This is a genomic window from Streptomyces sp. NPDC056948 (genome assembly GCF_042674225.1).
In the GTDB taxonomy this organism is placed as follows: Bacteria; Actinomycetota; Actinomycetes; order Streptomycetales; family Streptomycetaceae; genus Streptomyces; species Streptomyces purpurascens.
Genome location: NZ_JBHUQX010000351.1, coordinates 1 through 10,172, shown reverse-complemented (window position 1 = coordinate 10,172; position 10,172 = coordinate 1). Strand labels below are relative to the sequence as shown.

The following is a 10,172-nucleotide window of genomic DNA, read 5'->3' as shown; positions in this document are numbered from 1 at the left end:
TGCGCCGGCTCTATCAGGACGTCGGCGCCTGCGTGTATCCCGTAATGCTCCTCACCCCTCTTGGAGAAACACGTGAATCGAGAAGCCGAGCGGTGACAGGCAGGCACGCGCAACGACGTCAGCCTCGGGCGCACTGGCTGTTCCTGGGGATGCTGTACGCCGCGATCGCCGCGGCACTGCTCTTCCAGGGCTGGACAGCCCACGAGGTCGACGCCGCCAAGGCCCGCCGGCCCTGCGTCACGCCCGCTCCGCGAGTGCTGCACGAGGCAGGGCCGGTGCTGCGCCTGAGAGGGGGTTCGGTCAAGTCCGCGTCGATGCCCGCTCGCACGGTGGCGCTCACCTTCGACGGCGGACCGGATCCGGTATGGACCCCCCGCATCCTCCGTCTGCTGCGCGGACAGGGTGCGCGTGCGACCTTCTTCCTCCTCGGCTCCGAGGCCGGCCGCCATCCGGAGCTCGCGCGGCGAATCCTCACCGAAGGCCATGAAATCGGATTGCACACCTACTCCGGTGCTGTCCTCGGTTCCGCGTCGCAGAGTCGCGCCGGTATCGAATTGGCGCTCAACCAGAAGGCACTGGCCGGCACCGCGGGCGTCACCACCAATCTGCTGCGGATGCCCGGAACCACATCGGTGGACACACTGTGCGGTGCCGAGTGGCAGGCGGCCCTGCGCGCGGGCGGGGACGGATATCTGCTTGTCACCGCCGACCGGCGGTTCGTCAAACCGTCGAAGGGCGTGGTCCGGCAGTTCGATCAGTCCGAAGCCGCCTACCGACAGGTCAAACGGCTGCTCCAGGCCCGTGATGCCGACAGGTTCACCACCGTGACGGCGGGACTGGGGATCCGCTCCGCCAACAGTCCGGCCCCGCCGGCCCAGCGGCTGCAGGGCATGACTCTGATGTGGATGGACACCGCCAGCCACGCGGTCGCGGACTGGACGCTGTGGGTGCTCGCGATCGTGGGCGGACTCGGCACGCTCCGCCAGCTCCTCCTCGTCGTCTTCGCCCGCGTCCACGTCCGGCGTCTGGGTCGCTTCCGCCCCGGCTCGCCGTGGCTGCGGGGAGTCGATGAGCCGGTGACGGTCCTCGTTCCCGCGTACAACGAACAGGTGGGCATCGCGTCCACCGTCCGTTCGCTGCTCGCCTCCACCCACTCCCCTCTTCAGATCATCGTCATCGACGACGGGTCGACGGACCGGACCGTGGAGATCGTGAGGAACATCCCCGACCCCCGTGTCACGGTGGTCCGTCAACGCAACGCGGGCAAGGCCGCCGCGCTCAACAACGGACTCGCCCGCGCGAGCCACGGCATCGTGGTGATGGCCGACGCCGACACCCTCTTCGAACCCGATGCCATTCACCGGCTCATCCAGCCGCTGGCCCACCCGGCCATCGGCGCGGTCAGCGGGAACATCAAGGTCGGCAACCGGCGCGGGCTGCTCGGCCGGTGGCAGCACCTGGAATACGCCTGCGGGTGCAATCTCGACTTACGCATGCTCGAGGTACTGGAGTGCATGCCGACGGTGCCCGGGGCCATCGGCGCCTTCCGCCGCGAGGCGCTGATGGGCGTGGGCGGGATCAGCGAGGACACCCTCGCGGAGGACACCGACCTGGCCATGACGCTGTGGCGAGCGGGCTGGCGGGTGGTGTACGAGGATTCCGCGATCGCCTGGACCGAGGTCCCCACCACCCTTCGTCAGCTGTGGCGGCAGCGCTACCGCTGGTGCTACGGCACGCTCCAGGCGATGCGCAAGCATCGCCGCGCCATGCTCGAAGTGGGGGTCGCGGGGCGGTTCGCCCGGCGCGCTCTGACGTATCTCGCCGTCTTCCAGGTCGGGCTGCCCCTGTTCGCACCGGTCGTCGACATCTTCGGCCTGTACGGGGCTCTCTTCCTCGACTCGGCATGGGCCGGCGCTCTGTGGGCCGGCTTCCTCGGTCTGCAGGTCGCGTGCGCCGGCTACGCGCTGCGGCTCGGCGGTGAGCGGATGAGCGCACTGTGGGCGGTGCCGCTCCAGGTTCTCGCCTACCGGCAGCTCATGTATCTGGTGGTCATCCAGTCGCTGGCGACTGCCGTGTTCGGCTCCGGTCTGACATGGCAGCGCATCAGGCGAACCGGGACCGCCGTTGAGCAATTGGGCGGAGACCTCACGAACCAGGCCCTGCGATGGGACGCGGACGGGAGAGCCGGGAACCGCGGCTCCCGCCGTCTTGGGCCAGGTCATGCGCAGTTGACCAACGGACAAGCGGTTCCGGGTGCCGTGCCGGCGCGGAGGAGGCCCCATGCGTGAGCGGTACGACGACCGGCCGCACACCGGCTCCCCCCGCGACGAGGACCTGGTCGCCGGCGCTGTCCTGGGACGCGTGCGGGAGACAGGCAGACGTCCGGTGTCCCGGGCGCAGCGGCACCGCGGCAGAGGACGAACAGGCGCCCCACTCCGGCACCGAAGGGCGCTGCGCAGGGTGCTGCTCCTGATGCTCTCGGCGCTGCTGCTCACACCCCCGGGTGTCTGCCTGTGGGCCGATACCAGGCTCAACCGCGAGGTGGATCTGGGCGGAATCCCCGACCGGCCACCGCGAGGGACGGGCACGAACTACCTCATCGTGGGCTCCGACAGCCGCGAAGGCCTGTCCTCTCGAGCCCGGCGGGAGCTGCACACCGGAACGGCCGAGGGTCGCCGTACGGATTCGATGATCCTGCTGCACACCGGCGCGCACGGCACGACCATGGTCAGCCTGCCGCGTGACTCCTGGGTCGTCCTCCCTCCGTACACCGAGCCCGAGACGGGGAAGCACCACGGTCCGGCACCGGACAAGCTGAACGCCGCCTTCTCCATCGGCGGTCCCGAGCTGCTGGTACGGACCGTGGAACGCAACACCGGCCTGCGTATCGACCACTACGCCGAGATCGGCTTCCGCGGCTTCGTCGACCTTGTGGATGACGTGGGGGGCGTACGGCTGTGCCTGGACCGCGACATCAGGGACGAGAAGTCCGGCGCGAACCTGCGCGAGGGCTGCCACAACCGCCATGGCGCCCAGGCCCTGGCCTTCGTCCGCCAGCGCCATCAGGAGCGCCGGGGTGATCTGGGCCGTACGAAGAACCAGCAGCGTTTCCTCGCCGCACTCGCCGACAGGGTCTCCCAGAGGGACGTCGTGCTCGATCCGTCCACGATCTACCCGGCGACCCGCGACGCGCTGGAGACGCTGGTGGTGGACGAGGACATGGAGCTGTGGGATCTGGTGAGACTGCTGCGCGCCATGGAGGGCGTCTCGGCTCCCGGCTCCGGGGCGCGGATCAACGTCCCGGTCGCCGCTGTGGGCGTGCGAACCACCAAGGGCAGCGCCATCAGATGGGACTGGGAGAAGGCACGGGAACTCTTCACCGCGCTGAGGAACGACCGGCCGCCGGGCAGAAGGTAAAGACCAGGGAAAGAGGCGGGATGCCTCCCTGGGTGGCCTGTCAGTTCAGGTACCGCGAGGGCACCGATCGCGCCGCCGCAGCACCGCGAGGCGGCGCCGCGGAGCTGGGAGCGAAGCAGCTTCCCCTTCACTCGACCACCCACATGAGGAGACCCACGAATGCCATCCCACAAAGCGTTCCCCCGCAGAACCGTGCTGGCAGGAGCAGCCGCGACCGGCGCCGGAGCGGCGCTGTGGACAACGCTCGGTCAGTCCGGCGCCATGGGCGCGTCGAAGGCCGCTACGGGTGCGTACACGATCCGCTTCGACAGGTCCCCACGGCAGACCATCTGGGGCCTGGGCTTCGAGATCCAGTCGGACTCCATCGGGTCCGGCAACAACGGCATGAACGACAAGGTGATCAGCGGCGTCCCGTACGACCTGACCGAGAGCGAACGCGACCGGTTCTACCGGCAGATGCTCATGGGCGGCGGCGACCGGGGCTTTCGCTACTGCCGGCTGGCCATGGGGCTGTACCACCGGGGTCTGGACCCCACGAGGAAGCACATCGTCGACCGCTACAAGGGCCAGACAGATCTGCTGGCCGACATGATCAAGCGGACAGGAATCGAGGGTGTGTCCGCGGAGTACTGGTCGCCCGCTCCCGGCTGGAAGAGCAACAAGTCCTACATCGGCGGCAAGCTCGCCTCGTTCTCCCCCGAGGCCCTGGGTGCCCTCGGCGACGCCATGGTGGGCGACTTGGACCACCTCGCTGCCCGGGGCGTGCCGATCTCCATGTGGGGCCTGCAGAACGAGCCCCGCGAGGCGACCAAGTACTCGTCCTGCAAGTACACGCCCGACGAGTATGTGAAGGCATTCAAGGCCGTCGCGCCCAAGATCAAGAAGAAGTATCCGAAGACGCTCATCATCGCGGACAGTCAGGATGGCTGGAAGGGAAAGATCGGCGCGGCGATCAAGGCGGACCCCGACGCCGTCCGTCACGTGGACGCGTGGACCTTCCATCGTGTGGGGACGCCGAGCACAGAGCAGATAGAGGGCGACTTCACCTCCGGCCGCGCGGGCAAGCCCGTGTTCAACAACGAGTTCGAGTACCTCCATTACGGCAGCGTGACACCCCTGCACACCATCCGTACGGCCCAGTCGATCATGAACTGGATGACGTTCCAGAACGCGCCCTCCTGGTTCTGGCTGCACGCTCTCAAGCCCACGTCCAACGAGGAGGCGACCGGCTACGCGCTGGGCTACTGGCGCTCGCCGCACGGCAAGCACCTCGACCGGTTCCCGGACCTGAAGCCACGTCACTGGACCTTCAATCCGCTGAACTGGAACGCGGTGGCAGGATTCCTTCGGTACATGCCGTGGGACTCCGTCCGCTACCACGTCGACGAGCCGCCGAATGCCGACGGCAAGCCGGACCCGCTTCACCGCATCATGGCCTGGCAGACCCCCAAGGGCGATCCGGTCTTCGTCGTCACCAACGCGTCCAAGAAGGATGCGTTCACCTACACCGTCGACACCCGGAGCCGGGGAACTTTCACGGGCCACCGGTACGGTCCGCGCGCGGAAGCGAACAACGTGAGCGTCGACGGCCAGAAGGGACCGAAGCTCACCCTCACCGTTCCTCCGCTGTCCATCGAATTCTGGACTCCGGGCTCATGAGCCCGACAAGACGGTCTCACAACGACAACGCGCCCTTCTCGCTGAGGCGTTGAAGACCGCTCTCAGCCCCGCCGGTGTCCGCTTCGGCCACGCCGGCGGGGCGCTTCCGTTCGAGGAACCGATCGCCGACGGCCGCACTCACGTGTCCCGGATCCGACGAGCCACAGGACGAGGGTCTCCGTCGCGGAGGGCCAGCGCCTTCATCTGCCGGTAGCGTCCGTCGTTCCACCAGCCGAGCAGCATGCCCGGCAGTTGTCGTCGGAGCCCGGCGTCGATATCGGTGAGGTTCCGCTCCACCCGGCCACAAGGGCGGCAGTTCGGGGGATGCTCGGTCATGGTCGTGCCCGGTGCGCGGGTGGCCAGGACCACCTGCTCCCGCGCGTAGGAGAGGCACGCCGGGCGGTCGATGACCGCTCGTTCGTATGCGGCCAGGTAGAAGTCCCGAAGAGAATGACGGGCCTTGTGCCCCAGTGATCTGACCCGGGTGGACGAGACGCCCAGCACGTCGCCGATCAGAGCGGGATCGTCCTCTTCCACGGCGATGTGCCACAGTGCCACCTGCCAGCGCACAGGAAGACACCGGAAGGCGTCGTACAGCGCCGCGGGAGTCGCGAGGGGCCACGCGCCGCCCGACGCGACCCATTGCAGGAACTCCGGGGTGGCCGCATCGGCTCCGGGATCGGCGTTCCAGGCCTGGACGGCCACCGTACGCGCCGTGGCGAGCAGCCGGATCCGGTTGATCGCCAGCGCGTCCTCTCGCTCGGCCGCTTCGAGGACACGTCGGAAGGTCTCCTCCGTGGCCCGCTCCACTGTGGCGTGATCCATGAGGCAGGTGCTCAAGTAGCCGCATACCGCGGCCTGGTGACGTCCGACGAGGACGCTGAGCGCCTCACCGCTGCCCCGGCAGACACGATCCACGACGAGTGTGTCGCCGACCGCGGCCCAGCGCTGCCGCAGTGCCATCAGCTTCAGGCACTCGAGTGCCGCCCGAACGCGTTCGCCTGTGGCGGTGGTCCCCGGATGACGTATCGAGCCGACGCCGCCGAACCCGGGGCCGCCACCCGCCGGCACCTCGCCTCGGCGTGTACCGACGGTCGGTCGGTCCTGTTCGGCCGGCGAGGACCGGCGGCGGGTGGAACGGCGGGTACGTGCCTGCGCTCGGGTCATGAGCTGGTGTCCTTATGGGTCGTGAGCCTGCTCCGGATCATGTGAGGTAGGTCCTTGCGCCACCGCTGACGACCAGGGAACCGTGCTTCAGGCTGAACCGCACTCGCCACACTTGACGGTCGTCGCTCTGGTCACAGGCCGCCTGGGTCTCCCGCGCCGAACCGGGTCCGGGGGCGCGCAGGCAGAAGCCGGTCGCCGAGTTGCGCAAGAGCACCTTGGGGCCCAGGAACTGAAGCTGCGCCCAAGTCTGGCCGGCGCTGCCGTCGCAGCCCCCGCCCCGCACCGCGGAGCCCGCGTGGGGCGCTGCCGGCTCAAGACAGCGCCCATCGGGGACGGAGCGCAGTGTCGTACGAAGACCCTCCAGGAGTACTCGCTCGGCCGTGTCCGTCGACGGCGCGACCGGGCGGGAACGAGAAGGTGTCGGTTTCTCCGTCGGGAGGTCCGGCGAGGGCTGGGGGGCGGGGGTCGCGGACGGTGACAAGGCTGACGCCGACTGAGGCGGTCGCGGCGCGGGCAGCGGTGTCTCGGTCGGAGCGAGCAGGAAGTAGCCACCGATACCGAGGGCGGCCGAAGTGCCCACCGTGACCGCCCCCTTGACGAGGGCGGCCGTGGAGTGGCCTGCCCAGGCCGGGATGGGCTCCCCGGCCGCCGCCCCCTTTGCGATGAGGACTCTCACGCTCTCGTCGAACAGAATCGCTCCCGGCAGCACGGCCCTCAGCCGGGAGTTGAGGTCGGTCAGGTCGAGAAGGGCCTGGCGGCAGTGGCCGCAGTCGGCCAGATGACGCTTCAGTTCTCTGCCCGGCCGTCTCGCCTTGCGTCGCACGACGGCCGCGAGGAGCCTGCCGTAACGCCCGCAATCCTCCACGCCGTTGTCGTGCACATGGACGCCGAGGTAGGCCTCGCGCAAGCCCTCACGGGCCCTTTCGGCCAAGGAGGCGACTCCGCTCGCGCTGATGCCGAGGCGGCCCGCGACCGTGGCGGTGGGCTCGCCCTTCACGGCCGTGTACCACAGCACGGCCTGCCAGCGCTCGGGCAGCCGCTGGAAGCTCTGCACGACCAGGTGGTTCTCCTCCTGGTCCAGCGTCAGCTCCTCTCCCCCGGGTGCTTCGTCGACCCGGTCCTGCACCTGACTGCTCGGCTGTGTGCGGTTCCTGTCGGCGGCCCAGTCCACGGCCATGTGACGGACCGCCGTCAGCAGGTAGGGCCGCCATGGCCCACGAGGGCCGCCACCCTTTCGAATCGCGTCGATCGTTCGCGTGAACGCCTCGGAGGTGAGGTCGTCAGCCGTGTAGCCGTCTCGGCAGAAGGACGCGGCAAAGGAGCGGACGGCCCCGCGGTGGCGTTCGTACAGCTCCGCGAGCTGCTCGTCACCGGACTCGCCGCGACGCAGGGGCGCGGCCAGTTCCTCATCCGTCCAGTTCACGATGGAACGTTTCTGTGCTGTGGACATCAGCATCTGGCTTCCCCTTGGAGAGTCCTGGGCGGACTCGTGGACGAGAACGACGGAGACCACGGACGGTCTCATCTGTTCGCGCGTGCGAACTCCATTTACTTCCCTGGTATGCAGGGGCAGGGCAGCCGTGCGAGCGCGGCCGGAGACGAACGGCCACCGCGCCCGTCGTGCGCCCGGCCGGCCGCTCCTCATACCGGGTCGGCCCCGACTACCCCTTGCCGCCCCTGACCGGCCGGTCACATGTCTTGAGGTCCGGCTTGTCCGGGCACGCCACGGCGACGAATCCGCCCTTTGCCGGCACCCGGACCATGAGGGTGTCCGCGCTGTCCACCCGCTGTGTCTCGCGAACAAGCCCGTCCTTGCCGTCCCGCACCGTCTCCACCAGCCAGCGACCGCCGCCGAGGAAGTCCAGCCGCGTGCGCTCCGTGTGCGCGGCACCGGTCAGGTAGGACCCGAGGAACCATCGGTCCCCGCTCTTGCGCGCGAAAGTCGCACCGCTTCCCGGCCGGCCGGACAGCAGCCGGGTCTCGTCCCAGACGGTCGGCACCTGCGCCAGGAAGCGCTCCATCTCGGGGTGCTCGGAGTAGGTCTCCAACGATCCGGCGAAGTTCTGCATGCCCGATTCAAGGACGACGGACAGCGCCAGCTCGGCGGCAGTGGAGTGCGGGTGGCTCTTCCGCTGGAGAGCCATGGGCGTGTAGTCCGCGGATCCCACGACGTTCCGGGTGAAGGGGTACGTCGCCACGTCCCTGGCGGTCGGTCCGTTCCTGCGGTACTCGGCGCCCAGTACCGCTTCGAGCGTCATCACATGGGGCCACGTGCGCTGCATGCCGTTGGGCACCGTCGAGCCGTGGAAGTTGACCAGCAGCTTGTGGTCGGCGGTTGCCCTCAGGACCTCGTCGTACCACTTGAAGCGCTGCTGGGACTCGGAGCCTATGAAGTCGATCTTCAGTCCGGCGATGCCCCATTCGTTCATCCGCGCGAGGACGGTGCCGCGCTCGGCCGCGGTGTCCAAGTCGGTCCACGGCATCCACGCCAGGATCCTCACCCCGCGCGAGGAGGCGTACTCGACGAGCTCGGGCATCCACTTCTCGTCGGCCCAGCCGTCGTCGACCAGGGTGTACGGCCAGCCGTGGGCGGCGCTGTGGTCCACGAACTTCTTCTGGGCCTCCAGGCTGCGCTGCACGGGCCTGGCCCCCGCCAGCCAGGACCAGGCCACCTTGCCCGGGCGGATCCACGAGGTGTCCTTGATCCGGGAGGCCGGGGCGATGTCGTCGGTGAACGTCGACTGGGCGATCGTCTGAAGGTCACCGATGACCGCGGCGCGCCACGGGGTGGTCAGCGCACCGCCGATGACGATCTTGCCCTCGGCGACCGCGACCGAGTACCGCCCACTGCCGGACTTGTGAGTGAGCCTGCCGGCGGCGTAGCCGCCGTTGACGCCGGACTCCGACAGCAGCACGTACGACTGGCCCGTCTGGAACAGGGCGGGGTAGCCGAAGGAGCCGCTTGGCGCGCGGGAGGCCGTGCTCTCGCTGTGGTGCTGCTCATGGGCGGGGTGGTACTTCGTCAGCCACGCTCTCGCGTTGCCGGGCAGCTGGAATGCCGACGCCTCTCGGCGCACGGTGCCCTTCTTCACGTCCGGCAGTACGTAGCGGTACGCGACCCCCTGGTCGGAGACCCGGACCACCAGGTCCATGCGGTCTCCCTCGGCGCCGGTGAACGACAGCCGGGTCTCGGTCATCCGGGACTCGCGCTTCAGGCGCTTGCCTGTCGTCGCCGTGTACTTCTCGGTGACCTCGCGGTCGCTGCGGCCGCCCTTCGGCCGCAGTCCGGTGGTGAGGTCGGCCTGGTCGGTCACCAGCCCGAGAGGGGAGGGCTCCAGGACGGTCGTATCACCACGGCGGACCGCGAGGGTCAGTGCCCCGGAGCCGTCCAGCGCGACGGTGGCGGTGAGCGCCGCCGAGGACGACTGAGGCTGCTTCACCGCCCAGACCTCGCCGTCGCCTTCGGCGAGCGCTGAAGGTGCCGTGAGAGCCCCGCCGCCGAGCAGCACGGACATACCGACCGCGAGCATCGTCTTGGATCTCAGCAAGCCATGTCGCTTGCGCTTGTTCATGTTCGTCTTTCGTTCGTGATCGCTGAAGTGGGATCTCATCTGGACAGACCGGATGTCTCCAAGCCGCCAGCGGTGCCCGAGAGGCGACCCCGTAGGGGCCGTAGCGGCCGAACCGGCCGTGAACCAGGCCGGCGTCGGCCGGTCTGCGGCTCGGGCCACTGGACGCTGCTCGGTGCGCAGCGCATCGGCGTCACGCCGTTGTCACCGGCGCGACGGGTGAGTGCGAGAGAAGTTCGTGGCGGCATCGAAGCCACCTCCTGGTGGAACTGGTCGGGCATGTGGGCAGGGCAGGGCCAGGCGAGGAGTGGGGCAGGAAGATCCAGGGAGCAAGGGGCGCGGCGGCTTCTTGCCTGCTGG

The 10,172-nt window shown here is 69.1% G+C and carries 6 protein-coding genes; 3 read left to right on the top strand and 3 right to left on the bottom strand.

All coding sequences use genetic code 11. The annotated features are described in order from the left end of the window. The first annotated feature begins 44 nt into the window (after positions 1–44). The 3 genes from ACFTZL_RS33705 to ACFTZL_RS33695 all read left to right on the top strand — a co-directional run bounded on the left by ACFTZL_RS33705 (position 45) and on the right by ACFTZL_RS33695 (position 5,076). Positions 45–2,288: a bifunctional polysaccharide deacetylase/glycosyltransferase family 2 protein gene (locus ACFTZL_RS33705; RefSeq protein ID WP_382590702.1), complete on the top strand. Its 2,244-nt coding sequence runs from the start codon at positions 45–47 to the stop codon at positions 2,286–2,288. After that, entirely contained in the window at positions 2,281–3,417 is a 1,137-nt protein-coding gene (locus ACFTZL_RS33700; protein WP_382590699.1) for an LCP family protein, read from the top strand. Before ACFTZL_RS33705 ends, ACFTZL_RS33700 begins: the two co-directional genes overlap by 8 nt. A gap of 159 nt (positions 3,418–3,576) precedes the next feature. Next, entirely contained in the window at positions 3,577–5,076 is a 1,500-nt protein-coding gene (locus ACFTZL_RS33695; RefSeq protein ID WP_382590696.1) for a hypothetical protein, read from the top strand. Positions 5,077–5,214: 138 nt separating this feature from the next. Here the strand turns inward: ACFTZL_RS33695 and ACFTZL_RS33690 are convergent, their stop codons facing one another. The 3 genes from ACFTZL_RS33690 to ACFTZL_RS33680 form a co-directional block, all read right to left on the bottom strand. Beyond that, complete coding sequence (locus tag ACFTZL_RS33690) at positions 5,215–6,243, bottom strand: RNA polymerase sigma factor (protein ID WP_382590693.1); 1,029 nt, start codon at positions 6,241–6,243, stop codon at positions 5,215–5,217. A 37-nt stretch (positions 6,244–6,280) separates the two neighbouring features. Continuing rightward, complete coding sequence (locus ACFTZL_RS33685; protein WP_382590690.1) at positions 6,281–7,666, bottom strand: sigma-70 family RNA polymerase sigma factor; 1,386 nt, start codon at positions 7,664–7,666, stop codon at positions 6,281–6,283. Between the two features lie 238 nt (positions 7,667–7,904). Beyond that, positions 7,905–9,815 (bottom strand): glycoside hydrolase family 97 catalytic domain-containing protein, encoded by a 1,911-nt coding sequence (locus tag ACFTZL_RS33680; RefSeq protein WP_382590687.1) that lies wholly within the window; start codon positions 9,813–9,815, stop codon positions 7,905–7,907. Positions 9,816–10,172: the final 357 nt, after the last annotated feature.